This is a genomic window from Rummeliibacillus pycnus (genome assembly GCF_050459865.1).
Lineage (GTDB): Bacteria > Bacillota > Bacilli > Bacillales_A > Planococcaceae > Rummeliibacillus > Rummeliibacillus pycnus_B.
Window position 1 is genome coordinate 1 of the sequence record NZ_JBCMNM010000035.1, and the last position, 14,750, is coordinate 14,750.

The window sequence follows — 14,750 nt, forward strand, 5'->3', positions numbered from 1 at the left end:
CCTGTGGGAAAACGGACTAGACGAGACCCCACAGCGAAGCGAGGAGGCTCGTCAGTTCGCCCACGGAAAGCGGAGCTAATTCCACTTCAAGCAATAACGAATTTGTACTATAAAAAATTATAAACATTCAAAAGACGAGACTCGAAGGGAGTTTGACAACAATGATTCAATTGGATGGCAAACATTTAACAATTGCAGATATGAAAGCTATATTATTTGATGATGAAAAGGTTGAAATTGCTGAATCAGCTCGTGCTGCTGTTGAAAAAAGCAGACTTGCAGTTGAACAAATTGTCCAACATAAAAAGACGGTTTATGGCATTAATACAGGCTTTGGCAAATTTAGTGATGTTAAAATCGCAGGAGAAGACACAAGGGTTTTACAACTACATTTAATTCGTTCGCATGCTTGTGGTGTTGGGGAACCTTTTAGCGAAAGCATTTCAAGAGCTATGGTCGTGTTACGTTTAAATGCATTATTAAAAGGATTTTCAGGTATTCGTTTAGAGGTACTCGAACGCTTAGTTTATATGGTAAATAATCGAATTCATCCTGTTATTCCACAACAAGGATCACTTGGTGCATCAGGAGATCTTGCTCCACTTTCACACTTAGCGTTAGTACTAGTTGGCGAAGGCTTTGTATGGAAAGAGGGAAAATCTGAAGCAGCAACTGAAATTTGGCGTGAACATCAATTAGAGCCGATTGAATTAGAAGCAAAAGAAGGATTGGCACTTATTAATGGCACACAAGCTATGACAGCACAAGGTGTTGTTGCTTATATCGAAGCAGAGAAGCTTGCATGTGATAGTGAATGGATTGCAGCTATGACGATTGAAGCATTACGTGGAATTACCGACGCATTTCATCCTGCAGTACATGAAGCGAGAGGTTATAAAGAGCAAGTTGATGTAGCTAAAAGAATGCGTGACTGGCTAAAAGATAGTGAACTCACAACAGTTCAAGGAGAACTTCGTGTACAAGATGCTTATTCATTAAGATGTATTCCACAAGTTCATGGTGCAAGCTGGCAAGTATTGAGTTATGTGAAAGAGAAGCTAGAAATTGAAATGAATGCAGCAACGGATAATCCATTGATTTTTGATGATGGTGAGACGGTTATTTCTGGTGGTAATTTTCATGGTCAGCCGATTGCATTTGCAATGGATTTCTTGAAAATTGCTATGGCAGAGCTAGCAAATATATCCGAAAGAAGAATTGAAAGATTAGTGAATCCTCAATTAAACGAAGGATTGCCACCATTTTTGAGCCCTGAGCCAGGGTTACAATCAGGTGCGATGATTTTGCAGTATTCAGCAGCAAGTCTTGTATCTGAAAATAAAACATTGGCACATCCTGCATCAGTCGATTCGATTCCTTCTTCAGCAAATCAGGAAGACCATGTTAGTATGGGAACAATTGGTGCTAGACATGCTTATCAAATCATTAAGAATAGCCGAAAAGTCTTAGCAATCGAAGCGATTTGTGCGGCACAAGCAGTTGAATATAGGGGTGTTGAATATATGGCACCAAAATTGGGCGGTAAATGGCAAGATGTTCGAAATGTTGTACCGAGTATCAAAAGAGATCGTATGTTTAGTAAAGACATTGAAAAAATGGCGGATTATTTATGTAAATAATGTATTTGAATTTTTACTAAGTTACGCAAAGCGGAAGAATTTTTTTCTAGAAAACTTAGAACATTTTTAAATTGAAATAGAGTATATTGGAAGCTTCTTTGTAAACTATTTTTGATATAATATAAACTTATCAATGTAATAGTTTACGAATGGAGCGAGCATTATTTTGGATAAACAACAACCTCATTTATTAGTAATTGATGGTATGGCACTTCTTTTCCGATCATTTTTTGCAACAGCACCCATGCATCAATATTTTAGAAAAGCAGATGGCACTCCCACAAATGGTGTACAAGGTTTTGCGAGACATGTATTAAGTGCACAAGCGATGATGCAACCAACCCATTTGGCAGTTTGTTGGGATATGGGCGTTCAAACATTTCGCAATGAACTCTTCGATGGTTATAAAGCAAATCGACCAGCGCCACCAGACGAGTTAAAGCCTCAATTTGATATGGCACGTGAAGTTTCTGAAATGATCGGCTGGAAGAACTTTGGAACAAAAGGTATGGAAGCGGACGATACAATCGGTTCGATTATCAATAAATGGAAAGACGAAGCAAAGATCACGGTAGTTAGTGGTGATAAAGATTTACTACAATTACTTAATCCATCTACTACGATTGCTTTAACGAAAAAAGGTTATACAGAATATAACGTTTATACGGATCAACGTTTCAAAGAAGAGTATGAAATTGAACCACCGCTTTTTGCTGATATGAAAGCCTTTATGGGCGATTCGAGTGATGGCTACCCTGGTGTAAAAGGAATAGGTCCTAAAACAGCTTTAAAGTTAATCCAAACATATGGATCAGTTGATGGTGTGTTAGGATCTCTTGAGGAGTTAAAACCAGCTCAACGTACGAAGATTCAAGAAGATGAAGAAATGCTCAAGCTTTCTTTACAATTAGCTAGAATCAATACAGAAGTGCCAATTGATGCAACGATTGATGACTGTGAGTTACCAATTTGGGATCAATCGAAATTTGAGCAACTGACAATGGAAGGATATTCTTTAATTTCACGTCATGCTCGTTCATTGGTTTAATGATTTAGGCGCTATTTTGACAAAGCTTAGTATTTTACGATTTTTTTGATAGGAAATTTCTCGGATTTGACTATCACGGTTACGTTTACCGTTATCATGGATGATTAAGACAATATCATCTTCCTTTTTTTCAAAGCCAATTAACGGTACCCAGTGATAGTTAAAATCTCCTTTAAAGAAAAAGTGAAGGGAGAAGTATCGATCAAATTTCATCGCAACAGGGCGACCTGCCTCAATTTCTTTTAGAGCATCAATTAGACTACAATTGCGAATTTCAAAAAATGGCCCAAGAATCTTTTTCATATTGCGAATCATGCGATGTGAAAACAATCCGATTCTTGTGCAACCAAGCAATTGATAGAGCTGATTGATGCTTTTTTGTTGTGTTTCGGGTTCTAGGTATCTGAGCAAGACATATGCAGTTGTGGGGCCACATGCGGAGTTTTGATATTTCTTATTAACAGATGCGGCATACTGGGATTTGCCCTCTACTGGTAGCTGGATTCGCATAGTTTTCCTCCGAGTTTTTTGACTTGGAAATTAGGTTAGATAAAGAAACTTTGGTAACAAAGCATATATTAAGCTAAGCGATTATTGGAATTGTGGAAAATTTTTTCGTTAATCCTATTTTGTGTCATAAGCTGATCCTTGTCGAGAATATTTCATAATAAAAATCTACAAGAAAGTAGCTCTAAGAGGAACTAAGTTGTGCTGAACGTGGATACAATTTGTTTTTTCGTGGATAGGGGAACTTAATTCGTGGATTGGGAAGCGTTTTTCATGGATAGAATCTATTATTCCGTGGATAGAACTCACCTATCCATAAAATTGCTGAAAAGAAATAAAGACCTACCAAAATTTTTTGGCAGGCCTTAAAAGAAAAAACTATTTTTGAGCATCCAAGAAAGTTGTTACATCTTGAGGAGATTTTGCATTTGCACTGTGTAAGTGAGCAAGTTTTTCTCCATCTTTGAAGACTAAAAGACTTGGAATTCCCATAACTTGATATTTGTCTGATATCTCTGGGAAATCATCGCGGTTGATTTCGTACCAAGTGAATTGATTATATTCTTCGATAATTGGATCGATGAACATATTCATACGTGTGCAGTCAGGGCACCATCCAGCAAAGAATTTGACGATTACAGGTTGTGAAGATGAAATAATTTCGTTAAATTGTTCTTCTGATAATATTGGTTTCATGTGTAAATCCCTCCTATCCACATAGTCTACACGTTCTATTGGTTTAGATGCTAGTAAATTGTTTGCAAAATAATGTGGATATGGTGTGTTCCAGCATATTTCTCTATTAATATAGTAATTTCATACATTTTCTTATAAAAATTAGATTTTTTCGTTGCAGAAATTCACCAAATAGTCTAAAATTAATTCCAGATAAGGAAGTTTTATTTTTTTTAACTTTAAAATGAATGAGCATTCATTCAAAAAGGGGAAAGGGAGGATTTGCTCATGGCTTATCATATTAGAAAAGCAGCTGTACTTGGTTCAGGGGTGATGGGTTCTGGCATTGCCGCACATTTAGCGAATATCGGAATTCCAACATTACTGTTAGATATTGTTCCAAAAGAGCTTTCAAGAGAAGAGGAAGCAAAGGGATTAACTCTAGAAGATGCTAATGTAAGAAATCGCTTTGCAGCTGGTGCAGTGCAAAAACTATTAAAACAAAAACCTGCTCCATTAACGACGAAAAAAAGCTTAAATTTAATAACAGTTGGTAATTTTGAAGATGATTTAGATAAATTAAAAGATGTTGATTGGATTATTGAAGTAGTAGTTGAAAACTTAGACATTAAGAAAAGTTTATACGAAAAAATTGATGCAGTTCGTACACCCGAAACAATTGTGAGTTCAAATACTTCGGGTATTAGTGTTAACGCTATGGTAGATGGTCGTTCAGAGGATTTTAAAAAGCATTTCTTAGGAACGCACTTCTTTAACCCACCACGTTATTTGAAGTTATTAGAAGTAATTCCTGCTCAAGATACGTTACCTGAAGTGGTTGAATTCATACACCAATTCGGAGAAAACCGCTTAGGTAAAGGGGTAGTACTTGCAAAAGATACACCAAATTTTGTCGGTAACCGTATTGGTACTTACGGGTTACTGATCACATTACAAGTGATGAAAGAAAAAGGTTATTCAGTTGGTGAAGTAGATTCTGTAACGGGTCCTCTAATCGGTCGCCCTAAATCAGCGACTCTTCGCACACTTGATGTAGTTGGATTAGATACTTTTGTTCACGTAGCTAACAACGTCTATGACAATACAACTGGTGAGGAACAAAAAGTATTTGAAGTTCCTGAATATCTTCAAAAGATGGTCGATAACGGATGGTTAGGTGCTAAGTCTGGTCAAGGATTCTTCGTAAAAAAAGGAAAAGAAATATTCGAATTGAATGTAGATACTTTCGAATACGAACAAGTGAAAAAGTTGCAAACACCGTCAATTGAATTCGCAAAACAACAAAAAGGTCTTGCCGCTAAAGTGAAAACATTAACCTATGCAAAAGACCGTACTGGCGAATTACTATGGAGTATATTCGCACCAACCCTTTTGTATTCTGCACAATTACTTGGAGAAATTGCAGATGATATTGTAGCTATTGATAATGCTATGAAGTGGGGCTTTGGCTGGGCGCAAGGACCATTTGAAATCTGGGATGCTATCGGTGTAAAAGAATCTGTAGAAAAAATGCAAGCAGAAGGGTATGAAATCCCTGCGTTTACAAAAGCATTGCTTGATAAAGGATACTCAAGCTTCTATTCAGAAATTGATGGAGAATTAGCTTATTTTGATGGCACTGATTACAAACAAGTACCATTCAACGAAAAAGTAATCGACTTAAAACGTTACAAGAAAAAACATGGTGTCTTAAAAAGTAATGCTAGTGCTAGTTTAATAGACTTTGGTGATGAAGTACTGTTATTAGAATTCCATTCAAAATCAAATGCACTTGGTTTAGATATCATGCAAATTTTAAACTATGCTTTAGATTTATTGAATAATTCGGATTATAAAGGAATGGTTATAGGTAACCAAGGCAAGAACTTTTCAGTTGGTGCGAATCTAGCCATGATTTTAATGGAAGCGCAGGACGATAATTTATTTGAATTAGATCATATTGTAAAGACATTCCAACAAGGGACGCTACGCATTAAGTACTCAGATAAACCAATCGTAACAGCTCCTTTTGCCATGACACTTGGAGGTGGAGCAGAGGTTTGCTTACCATCTGCACATATTCAAGCAACAATGGAAACCTATATGGGCTTAGTAGAAGCTGGAGTTGGATTAATACCTGGCGGTGGCGGAAACAAAGAACTTTATATGAAACATTTAAAAGGTCTACCAAAAGGTGTAGAAATTGATCTTCAAGCTGTTGCAAACAAAGTGTTTGAATCTATTGCAATGGCAAAAGTTTCAACATCTGGAGAAGAAGCGAGAGAAAATAATTTCTTAAACTTCGCAGATGGAGTGAGTGTCAACTCAGATCATCAACTATATGATGCTAAACAAGCGGTATTGGCATTAGCAGAATCAGGGTATAAACCACCAATTCGTGAAAAAGTTCCGGTTGTAGGCGAAACGGGTTATGCAACGTTATTGTTAGGGGCGCAAAACCTATTGCAATCAGGCTTTATTAGCGAACATGATGTATACATTGCTAAAAAATTAGCTTATGTCATTGCAGGGGGAAGTGTTCCATACGGCACGTTAGTGGATGAACAATACCTTCTGAATCTTGAAAGAGAGGCATTCATAAGTCTTGTAAGTCATCCAAAATCACAAGCAAGAATGCAGCACATGCTAATGAAAGGAAAACCACTACGTAACTAATTGTTATGTAGTGATAAAGGGGGAAATCATATGCGTGAAGCCGTAATCGTAGCAGGTGCAAGAACACCGATAGGAAAAGCGAAAAAAGGATCATTAGCGACGGTTAGACCCGATGATTTGGGTGCTTTAGTCGTAAAAGAAACAATAAGAAGATCTGGTTACGAAGGTCCAATAGATGATTTAATTTTAGGGTGTGCCATGCCAGAAGCAGAGCAAGGAATGAATGTTGCTCGTAATATAGGTGCATTAGCAGGTTTACCAGATACAACGCCAGCTATTACAGTGAACCGTTTCTGTTCATCTGGTTTACAATCCATTGCATATGCTGCAGAACGAGTAATGCTCGGTCATTCAACAGCCATTATTGCAGGCGGTATCGAATCGATGAGTATGGTACCTATGATGGGAAATGTGATTCGTCCAAATGTGAAGCTTGCTGAAGAAGCGCCACAATATTACATGAGTATGGGGCATACAGCGGAAGAAGTAGCGAAGAAATTTGAAGTAAGTCGTGAAGAGCAAGATGCATTTGCTGTTCGATCACATGAACGTGCTGCAAAAGCAATTGCAGAAGGAAAGTTTGTCGATGAGATTGTTCCGGTTGAGGTAGAAAGACACTATGTGGATGAAAATAATAAACCTCAAGTAAAGAAATTTACTTTTGCGATGGATGAAGGGGTTCGTGTCGGGACTTCAGCAGAAACACTTGCGAAATTGCGTCCTGCATTCTCCGTAACAGGTAGTGTAACAGCAGGAAATGCTTCTCAAACATCAGACGGCGCAGGTGCAGTACTTGTCATGGATCGTGAAGAAGCAGAAAAACAAGGTCTTAAACCAATGGCAAAATTCTTAGGATTTGCAGTTGGAGGCGTCCCACCTGAAGTAATGGGAATAGGCCCAATTGTAGCAGTTCCAAAAGCGTTGAAAATCGCAGGGTTATCAATTGAAGATATCGATTTATGGGAAATTAACGAAGCATTTGCTTCTCAATCTATTCAAGTCGTGCGTGAATTAGGCATCGATTTAGAAAAAGTAAATGTTAATGGTGGTGCGATTGCGCTAGGACACCCGCTAGGCGCAACAGGTACAGTATTAACTCTAAAGCTAATCCATGAGTTAAAACGTCAAGGTAAAAAATACGGCGTAGTCACAATGTGTATCGGTGGCGGTATGGGCGCAGCAGGCGTATTTGAAATTCTCTAAATTCTTTCAAAAACTAGAGTCAAACAAAGGGGAGAAATGAAAATGGCAGAAAATACTTTAAACCTAATTAAAGGTGGTAGCTTTTTAACAGAGGATATTGATTCACAACGTGTGTTCACACCAGAAGATTTCACAGATGAACATAAAATGATTGCAAAAACAACGGAAGAGTATGTACAAAATGAAGTATTACCAATTGTTGATAAATTAGAAAATCATGAATTTGAAAACTCAGTTCGTTTATTGAAAACAGCTGGCGAGCTTGGATTATTAGCGGCTGATGTTCCTGAAGAATATGAAGGGCTTGGCTTAGATAAAATTTCTTCAGCATTAATTGCTGAAAAAATGTCTTTAGCAGGTGGCTTCTCGATCACTCATGGAGCACATGTAGGTATCGGTTCACTCCCAATCGTATTATTCGGGAATGAAGATCAAAAACAAAAGTACCTACCAAAATTAGCTTCAGGCGAACTAATTGCAGCTTATGCTTTAACAGAACCAGGCTCAGGATCTGATGCCCTAGGTGCAAAAACAACTGCAAAACTAAATGCAGAAGGTACTCACTATATTTTAAACGGTGAAAAACAATGGATTACTAACTCAGGATTTGCGGATGTCTTTGTAGTCTATGCAAAAATTGACGGAGATAAGTTCTCAGCATTTATCGTTGAACGTCCTTACCCTGGTGTATCAACTGGTGCAGAAGAAAAGAAAATGGGGATTAAATCATCTTCAACTCGTACATTGATTTTAGAAGATGTTCCTGTACCTGTTGAAAATTTATTAGGTGAAGTAGGTCGAGGACACGTAATCGCCTTTAATATTCTAAATATTGGTCGCTACAAATTAGGCGTAGGTACAATTGGTGCTTCAAAACGTGCACTTGAATTAGCTATTTCGTATACAAATGGGCGTCAACAATTTAATACACCTATATCATCATTCAATCTAACAAAAGAAAAACTAGCTACAATGGCTTCTAAATTATATGCTTCAGAATCTTTAATCTATCGCACAGTTGGCTATTTCGAAGATCGAATGAATCAATTAAGCGACGATGAAAAAAATGATGGGAAAGCAATCGCAGCATCAATTGCTGAATATGCAATTGAATGCTCAATCAACAAAGTATTTGGTTCTGAAACATTAGATTATATCGCAGATGAAGCAGTTCAATTACATGGTGGTTATGGATATATGCAAGAATACGAAGTAGAACGTATTTACCGTGATTCTCGTATTAACCGTATTTTTGAAGGAACAAATGAAATCAATCGCCTAATCGTGCCAGGTACTTTCGTGAAAAAAGCAATGAAAGGTGAGCTTCCATTACTTCAACAAGCACAAAGCTTACAATCTGAATTGTTATCTATGGTACCTGAAGAAATTGGTGATGAATCACTAGCTCAAGAAAAATATTTAGTGAAAATGGCAAAGAAAATTGCATTGCTAGCAGCGGGTACAGCTGTACAACGTTTTGGTCCAAAATTAGAAGTAGAACAAGAAATCCTTGTAAACATTGCAAATATCGCGAACCAATTATTTGCGATGGAGTCAGTAGTGTTACGTACTGAAAAAGCAATTGCTCGTGATGGTGAAGAAAAAGCAGCACAAAAAATTCTTTATACAGAAATCTTCACCCAAGAGGCATTTGATGAAATTGAAAAAGAAGCAAAAGAAACGATTATCGCTTCTGTAGAAGGTGATGAAGCACGTATGTTGTTATCAGCATTGCGTAAACTTACTCGCTTTACTCCATATAACTTAATCACGAAAAAGCGCCAAGCTTCTGTTAAGTTAATTGCGGCAGAAAAATTTACTGTTTAATGAATAGGTGAAAAAATTAAATATACCATCAAATCAGTGAGATTCATTCATAGTCCTACGGGAAAAGCTTGAGCTGAAAGCCTCACTGGAACGTAGTGAAGGGCACTGAAAAAGTAAAAATAGATGAAAATTAATAATAAAAATCTTGTAGAGCTATCTTAGTTGATGTGGAATTAGCGCAGACTCCTGCGGGAAAGCGAGACAGGTGAGACCCCACAGCGAACGAAGTGAGCGAGGAGGCTCAACGCTCGCCAGCGGAAAGCGAAGCTAATTCCACATCATGTAGAAAACAGATTAATACTATTACTATTTGTATATAAACACTTTTTCAGTACCCAAAATTTAGTGACGAGGAGAATGAAGCCAAGCCCGTTGAAAGCGCCGTCTGTAGCGGAATTCTGCAATCTGAATATTTTCTATGAAGTTATGTTTAATTGTTTGTATTAATAAAATAAAAATACATTTATGAAATTGACTTTAGTGTATAAAAAAGAGAAATCCGACCATAATTATTTATGATCGGATTTCTTGCGTGTCATCGTCAGTCACTCTACAATTGAAGGAGAAGAAAACTGATTCAAAAGGAGTTTTTATATGACGATTAAAATGATTCACTATCCAAATTGTACAACTTGTAGAAAAGCCCAAGCTTGGTTAAAAGAAAATGACATTGAATTCAACCAACAACATATTGTAGAAGAAACCCCTACTAAAGAAGAACTAACAAAGTATTGGAAAATCAGTGGTCTACCATTAAAAAAATTCTTTAATACGTCAGGAATGAAGTATCGTGAACTTCAATTAAAAGATCGCCTAAACGAAATGTCTGATGATGAACAGTTAGATTTACTTGCTTCAGATGGCATGCTAATAAAAAGACCGATTGTCACAGATGGTCAAAAAATAACATTAGGATTTAAAGAAAATGAATTTGAAAATACGTGGAAATAAGAATTGAATGACTTGTTTTTATATTAAGAATATGTCAAAATTGAAGTGTATATTAATACATATTTGGAGGGTTATTTGATGAGCATACCAGCAGAATTACGTTACTCAGAAGAACACGAATGGGTTAAAACAGAAGATGGCAAAGTACGCATTGGTATTACAGAATTTGCACAATCTGAACTTGGTGATATCGTATTCGTTGAACTACCTCAAGTAGGGGACGAATTAGTAGCAGATGAACCATTTGGTAGCGTTGAATCAGTAAAAACTGTTTCAGAACTTTATGCACCAATTTCAGGTAAAGTTGTTGAAATCAATGAAGAATTAGAAGACAGCCCAGAATTCGTTAACGAATCTCCATATGAAAAAGCATGGATGGTCGTAATCGAACCTTCTGATGCTTCTCAAATCGAAAATTTACTTACAGCTGAAAAATACGCAGAACTAATCGAAGAATAATGATATGAGTAAAAACGCCACACTTTTGTGTTGGCGTTTTTATGTATATACAGCGATTTGTATAAAATTGTAAGGAGGAATCGGCATGTCTGATAAAGTGCTCATTGTTGAAGGAAGGCAAGATAAATTGCAAATTCAACCCATATTAGCAGAAGATATACCAATTCTTTGTACGAATGGCACAATAAGTGCAAGTAAATTAGAAGAGCTCATCTATCCCTATGAAGAATATGAATTATATGCATTTTTTGACGAAGATTACTCAGGTGACTGTTTAAGAGCTTTGATGAAAAAAGAATATCCAGAAGCGTGTCATTTACGCACGCTTTCATTATATAAGCAAGTAGAGGCGACACCAAGAAAATATTTAGCTAGAATATTATTAGCTGCTGATTTTAAGATTCATCCAGCGTATCTTATAGAATAGGAATGACACTTTATGCAAGAATGGACGTTAGAACAATGGGAGGATATAAAGAAAAGTGAGCAATTATGCGCATTTTATTTATACACCCCGATGTGTGGAACGTGTATGGTCGCTTCCAAAATGATGGGAGTAATGGATCAAACGTTACCAAATATTCCAATGGGGAAAGCTAATTTAAATTATGTTGAACAAATCGCATTTGATTATCAAATTGAAAGCGTTCCTTGTTTGTTGATTGCTGAAAACGGAAAAATTCGAGACAAGATATATGCATTTCAATCTGTTTCGTATTTATTTGAAAAATTTCAAAAAAAGGATTGACGATACTTATTTAGAGTGGTAAAGTATCAAACATAAATTAAATAATTATTTTCGTTGCTCTTATTTAGAGAGGTGGAGGGAAGTGCCCTATGAAGCCCGGCAACCGTCACAGTGTGACACGGTGCCAAATCACGCAAAGTGTAAACTTTGGAAGATGAGAGAACGGTTTTCGTATATGTTACGTGGACCCTTCTGCTAATCTTGCAGAAGGGTCTTATTTATTTTATAGAAAAATATACAACAAAGAACCCAAATAGAAGGTGGTTTTGACAATGATTCAACTAAAGAATGTAGGAAAAAAATACAAAACCGCTAATGGATCTCTAACGGCAGTTAATGATGTTAATTTATCAATAAATGATGGAGAGATTTTTGGTATTATCGGTTACAGTGGTGCTGGAAAGAGCACGATGATTCGTTTGCTAAACGGCTTAGAAAAACCTACATCAGGTACGGTTACAGTAAATGGACAGAATATTTCAGCGATTAAAGGAAAAGAATTACGAAATGCTCGCCATAAGATCAGTATGATATTTCAACATTTCAACTTATTATGGTCAAGAACAGTTGAAGAGAATATCGCTTTTCCATTAGAGATTGCGGGTATCAGTAAAGCAGAACGTGAAAAGCGAGTGCTTGAATTAGTAGAGTTAGTAGGTTTAAAAGGACGAGAAAAAGCTTATCCTTCACAACTTTCAGGGGGTCAAAAACAACGTGTAGGCATTGCTCGTGCATTAGCAAATAACCCAGAAGTGTTACTTTGTGACGAAGCAACCTCAGCGCTTGACCCTGAAACAACGGATTCGATTCTAGACTTACTTGTTAGTATCAACGAAAAACTTGGACTAACCATCGTTCTAATCACACATGAAATGCATGTCATCCGCAAAATTTGTCACAGTGTGGCAGTTATGGAATCTGGGGAAATAGTAGAACAAGGTAATGTTCTAGAAGTATTCCAATCTCCAAAAGCAGATGTCACAAAGAAATTCGTTTCTCAAGTTACGGAAACAGCAGGGCATAAAGAGTCAATTGCACAAATGCTTGATAATTATCCAAATGATCAACTGATTAAGTTGTTCTTTGTGGGTGCAAAAACCGAACAACCTGTTATTTCACATCTCATTCGACAATATGAAGTAGATATAAATATAGTACATGGTAATATTTCCCCTACGAAGAGCGGTCCATATGGTACCTTAATTGTTCGAATAGTAGGAAAAAATGAGAATGTAGAAAAAGCAGTTCAATATTTAGAAGAGCAAGGTATTAAAACGGAGGTGATCAAGAATGCTTAATGATCTCTTTCCAAATGTAGACTGGGAATTAATGTGGGAAGCAACAAGAGAAACAATCTATATGACAACTGTTTCAACAGCTCTTACTTTTATCATTGGATTGTTACTAGGAATCTTATTATTCCTTACAAGTCCAACGCAACTGTGGGCTAATAAGCTTGTTAACTTATTAACGGGCTCACTTGTGAATATTTTCCGATCAATTCCATTTATCATTTTAGTCATTCTATTAATTCCATTTACAAAATTTATGTTAGGTTCTATTCGTGGAGCAAACGCAGCGTTACCAGCTTTAATCATCGGTGCTGCACCATTCTATGCTCGAATGGTTCTCATTGCTTTACGTGAAATTGATAAAGGTGTCATTGAAGCTGCGCGCTCTATGGGTGCTAAAACTTGGACAATCATTTGGAAGGTACTCATTCCAGAATCATTGCCAGCATTAATCTCGGGTATTACCGTAACAGCTGTAGCTTTAGTTGGTTACACTGCTATGGCGGGTGTAATTGGAGCAGGTGGTTTAGGGAACTTAGCGTTCATGGATGGTTTCCAACGTAGTCGTAATGATGTAACATTTGTCGCAACAGTATTGGTGTTAGTTATTGTATTTATCATTCAAATTATCGGAGATTTTATTACATCGAAAACCGATAAACGATAATTAGGTGTTTACGTTTTAACGTTCACATAAAGAATAGAAAAGGGGCAAAAAAAATGAAGAAACTTGTAGCAGGAATTCTAACAGCATCACTAGCACTTAGCTTAGCAGCTTGCGGTGGCGGTGATAAATCATCATCTGGTGATTCAAAAGAAACAAAATTAGTAGTAGGTGCTTCTAATGTACCGCACGCAGAAATCTTGGAAAAAGCAAAACCAATACTTGAAAAAGAAGGCGTAGATTTAGAAATCGAAAAATACCAAGATTATGTATTACCAAACAAAGATTTGGATTCAGGTGAAATTGACGCTAACTATTTCCAACACAAACCTTATTTAGAACAACAAATTAAAGATAACGGGTATGATTTTGTCGATGCTGGTGATATTCATATCGAACCAATCGGCATCTACTCTAAAAAATATAAATCTCTAGATAAGCTTCCAGATGGAGCAACAATCTTAATTAGTAACTCTGTATCTGACCAAGGTCGTATCCTTACATTGTTAGAAGCAAAAGGCTTAATCACGTTAAAATCGGGTGTTGATAAAGCATCTGCTGAAATCAAAGATATAGACAAAAACCCTAAACACTTGAAAATTGATGCAAAAACTGCACCTGAAATGTTAGTACAAATGTATGAAAACGAAGAAGGGGATGCAGTTGTAATCAACTCTAACTTCGCAATTGATGCAGGCCTAACACCAACAAAAGATGCAATTGCTCTTGAAGATAGCAATTCTCCTTATGTAAATATCGTTGCAGTGAAAAAAGGAAATGAAAATAAGGAAGCTATCAAAAAATTAGTGGATGTACTTCACTCAAAAGAAATTCAAGATTTCATCAACAAGGAATGGAAAGGTTCAGTTGTTCCTGTTTCAAAATAATTGACTATATATTAAAAGACGTTAGAGCAGATGAATTGTTCTAACGTCTTTTTTTCTGTTTGAATCAATTTCAGAATTCAAAGATTTGATAAAAAACACGAATATTAAATGGCATTATTAGATGCAATAACTATTAGAACATTGTCTATGTCTATGAAGCGGAAGATGGCGAC

14 protein-coding genes and 1 riboswitch are annotated in these 14,750 nt (G+C 36.6%); of the genes, 12 read left to right on the forward strand and 2 right to left on the reverse strand.

All coding sequences use genetic code 11. The features are described from left to right. Nucleotides 1-161 precede the first annotated feature (161 nt). On the forward strand, nt 162-1,640 hold the full coding sequence (hutH, locus tag ABE048_RS09055; RefSeq protein WP_430310765.1) for a histidine ammonia-lyase: 1,479 nt from the start codon (nt 162-164) through the stop codon (nt 1,638-1,640). Between the two features lie 205 nt (nt 1,641-1,845). Next, nucleotides 1,846-2,688, forward strand: coding sequence for a 5'-3' exonuclease (locus ABE048_RS09060; RefSeq protein ID WP_430310783.1), 843 nt, complete (start codon nt 1,846-1,848; stop codon nt 2,686-2,688). Here the strand turns inward: ABE048_RS09060 and ABE048_RS09065 are convergent. Both ABE048_RS09065 and ABE048_RS09070 read right to left on the reverse strand, forming a co-directional pair. Further along, nucleotides 2,677-3,198 (reverse strand): C39 family peptidase, encoded by a 522-nt coding sequence (locus ABE048_RS09065; RefSeq protein WP_430310766.1) that lies wholly within the window; start codon nt 3,196-3,198, stop codon nt 2,677-2,679. The genes ABE048_RS09060 and ABE048_RS09065 overlap by 12 nt on opposite strands. A 375-nt stretch (nt 3,199-3,573) precedes the next feature. Next, entirely contained in the window at nt 3,574-3,891 is a 318-nt protein-coding gene (locus ABE048_RS09070) for a thioredoxin family protein (protein ID WP_430310767.1), read from the reverse strand. A gap of 267 nt (nt 3,892-4,158) precedes the next feature. Between ABE048_RS09070 and ABE048_RS09075 the strand changes: the two genes are divergently transcribed. From ABE048_RS09075 to ABE048_RS09120, 10 genes are all read left to right on the forward strand, one after another. Continuing rightward, a complete protein-coding gene (locus ABE048_RS09075) occupies nt 4,159-6,546 on the forward strand; it encodes a 3-hydroxyacyl-CoA dehydrogenase NAD-binding domain-containing protein (protein ID WP_430310769.1) in 2,388 nt (795 codons plus the stop codon). A gap of 30 nt (nt 6,547-6,576) precedes the next feature. Then, nucleotides 6,577-7,749, forward strand: coding sequence for an acetyl-CoA C-acetyltransferase (locus ABE048_RS09080; protein WP_430310770.1), 1,173 nt, complete (start codon nt 6,577-6,579; stop codon nt 7,747-7,749). A gap of 42 nt (nt 7,750-7,791) precedes the next feature. Continuing rightward, the gene (locus tag ABE048_RS09085; protein ID WP_430310771.1) at nt 7,792-9,576 is read left to right on the forward strand and encodes an acyl-CoA dehydrogenase family protein; all 1,785 of its coding nucleotides are present in this window, start codon (nt 7,792-7,794) and stop codon (nt 9,574-9,576) included. 594 nt (nt 9,577-10,170) lie between these two features. Then, complete coding sequence (locus tag ABE048_RS09090; RefSeq protein WP_430310772.1) at nt 10,171-10,527, forward strand: arsenate reductase family protein; 357 nt, start codon at nt 10,171-10,173, stop codon at nt 10,525-10,527. A 78-nt stretch (nt 10,528-10,605) separates the two neighbouring features. Then, nucleotides 10,606-10,986: a glycine cleavage system protein GcvH gene (gene gcvH, locus ABE048_RS09095; RefSeq protein WP_430310773.1), complete on the forward strand. Its 381-nt coding sequence runs from the start codon at nt 10,606-10,608 to the stop codon at nt 10,984-10,986. An 85-nt stretch (nt 10,987-11,071) separates the two neighbouring features. Then, complete coding sequence (locus ABE048_RS09100; protein WP_430310775.1) at nt 11,072-11,413, forward strand: hypothetical protein; 342 nt, start codon at nt 11,072-11,074, stop codon at nt 11,411-11,413. 12 nt (nt 11,414-11,425) lie between these two features. Next, nucleotides 11,426-11,734, forward strand: coding sequence for a thioredoxin family protein (locus ABE048_RS09105; RefSeq protein ID WP_430310776.1), 309 nt, complete (start codon nt 11,426-11,428; stop codon nt 11,732-11,734). 57 nt (nt 11,735-11,791) lie between these two features. Continuing rightward, a riboswitch (SAM riboswitch) is annotated at nt 11,792-11,895 on the forward strand. 111 nt (nt 11,896-12,006) lie between these two features. Beyond that, nucleotides 12,007-13,032 (forward strand): methionine ABC transporter ATP-binding protein, encoded by a 1,026-nt coding sequence (locus ABE048_RS09110; RefSeq protein ID WP_430310778.1) that lies wholly within the window; start codon nt 12,007-12,009, stop codon nt 13,030-13,032. Continuing rightward, complete coding sequence (locus ABE048_RS09115) at nt 13,025-13,693, forward strand: methionine ABC transporter permease (RefSeq protein WP_430310779.1); 669 nt, start codon at nt 13,025-13,027, stop codon at nt 13,691-13,693. The genes ABE048_RS09110 and ABE048_RS09115 overlap by 8 nt, the downstream gene beginning before the upstream one ends. A 53-nt stretch (nt 13,694-13,746) precedes the next feature. Then, on the forward strand, nt 13,747-14,577 hold the full coding sequence (locus ABE048_RS09120) for a MetQ/NlpA family ABC transporter substrate-binding protein (protein ID WP_430310781.1): 831 nt from the start codon (nt 13,747-13,749) through the stop codon (nt 14,575-14,577). The last annotated feature ends 173 nt before the right edge of the window (nt 14,578-14,750 follow it).

Excerpts from the sequence above, each read along its gene's own strand:
- hutH (WP_430310765.1), top strand. The coding sequence starts at position 162 with ATGATTCAATTGGATGGCAAACATTTAACAATTGCAGATATGAAAGCT.
- ABE048_RS09060 (WP_430310783.1), top strand. The coding sequence starts at position 1,846 with ATGGCACTTCTTTTCCGATCATTTTTTGCAACAGCACCCATGCATCAA.
- ABE048_RS09065 (WP_430310766.1), bottom strand. The coding sequence starts at position 3,198 with ATGCGAATCCAGCTACCAGTAGAGGGCAAATCCCAGTATGCCGCATCT.
- ABE048_RS09070 (WP_430310767.1), bottom strand. The coding sequence starts at position 3,891 with ATGAAACCAATATTATCAGAAGAACAATTTAACGAAATTATTTCATCT.
- ABE048_RS09075 (WP_430310769.1), top strand. The coding sequence starts at position 4,159 with ATGGCTTATCATATTAGAAAAGCAGCTGTACTTGGTTCAGGGGTGATG.
- ABE048_RS09080 (WP_430310770.1), top strand. The coding sequence starts at position 6,577 with ATGCGTGAAGCCGTAATCGTAGCAGGTGCAAGAACACCGATAGGAAAA.
- ABE048_RS09085 (WP_430310771.1), top strand. The coding sequence starts at position 7,792 with ATGGCAGAAAATACTTTAAACCTAATTAAAGGTGGTAGCTTTTTAACA.
- ABE048_RS09090 (WP_430310772.1), top strand. The coding sequence starts at position 10,171 with ATGACGATTAAAATGATTCACTATCCAAATTGTACAACTTGTAGAAAA.
- gcvH (WP_430310773.1), top strand. The coding sequence starts at position 10,606 with ATGAGCATACCAGCAGAATTACGTTACTCAGAAGAACACGAATGGGTT.
- ABE048_RS09100 (WP_430310775.1), top strand. The coding sequence starts at position 11,072 with ATGTCTGATAAAGTGCTCATTGTTGAAGGAAGGCAAGATAAATTGCAA.
- ABE048_RS09105 (WP_430310776.1), top strand. The coding sequence starts at position 11,426 with ATGCAAGAATGGACGTTAGAACAATGGGAGGATATAAAGAAAAGTGAG.
- ABE048_RS09110 (WP_430310778.1), top strand. The coding sequence starts at position 12,007 with ATGATTCAACTAAAGAATGTAGGAAAAAAATACAAAACCGCTAATGGA.
- ABE048_RS09115 (WP_430310779.1), top strand. The coding sequence starts at position 13,025 with ATGCTTAATGATCTCTTTCCAAATGTAGACTGGGAATTAATGTGGGAA.
- ABE048_RS09120 (WP_430310781.1), top strand. The coding sequence starts at position 13,747 with ATGAAGAAACTTGTAGCAGGAATTCTAACAGCATCACTAGCACTTAGC.